The sequence below is a fragment of the Cellulomonas pasadenensis genome, from assembly GCF_047229365.1.
Taxonomy (GTDB): Bacteria; Actinomycetota; Actinomycetes; order Actinomycetales; family Cellulomonadaceae; genus Cellulomonas.
In genome coordinates this window covers 1-661 of the sequence record NZ_JBFTEP010000294.1, presented here as the reverse complement: position 1 = coordinate 661, position 661 = coordinate 1, and the positions used below count along the sequence as shown (strand labels likewise).

The 661-nt window shown below is 80.2% G+C and carries 1 pseudogene; it reads right to left on the bottom strand.

What is annotated here, in order from left to right:
- A pseudogene (locus AB6N23_RS18535) lies at window positions 1-661 on the bottom strand (transglutaminase); the annotation flags it as partial.

Sequence of the window (661 nt, the reverse complement as noted above, 5' to 3'; positions counted from 1 at the left end):
CCGCTGCCCACGCGCACGGCGCGGCGGCGGGCGACGGCCGCGCGCAGCACCGCCCACAGCACCGACCAGACGACGAGCCCGACCAGGCCGAGGGTGGTGCGCGCGTCCGGGACCCGCACGGGGCCCAGGTCGAGCGCGGGCTGCGGCGCGACGGGCCCGAACGCCGGGCCCAGGAGCGCGAGCAGCGCCAGCACGGGCACCGCGAGCACGGCACGCGCGTCGCGGCGCACGGCGAGCGGCGCGGCGAGCGCGGTGGTGACGACGACGGCGACGAGGAATGGCACGAGGACGGCCTGGTACTCCTCGACCGGGAGCTCGAGCGTCAGCAGCTGCTTCCAGCCGACGACGACCCCCGCGACGGCCTCCACGAGGCCTGCCGGCAGGCCGCGCACGTCCGCGCGCCACGGCACCGCGACGGGCACCGCGACGACGAGGAAGCCCGCGGCGACGACGAGCGCGCGGCGCAGGACGCCCCACCGCCGGGCACGCCCGAGCAGCACGACGCCCGCGCCGGCGAGCGTGCCGGCCGCGGCGACCACGGCCAGGCGCCACGTCGCCCACACCGGCCACGCCAGGACGACGGCGATCGCGACGGCACCCACCAGCCACAGCACGCCCAGCAGCCACTCGGCGCGGCCGCGGCGGGCGCTCGACCGGCGCG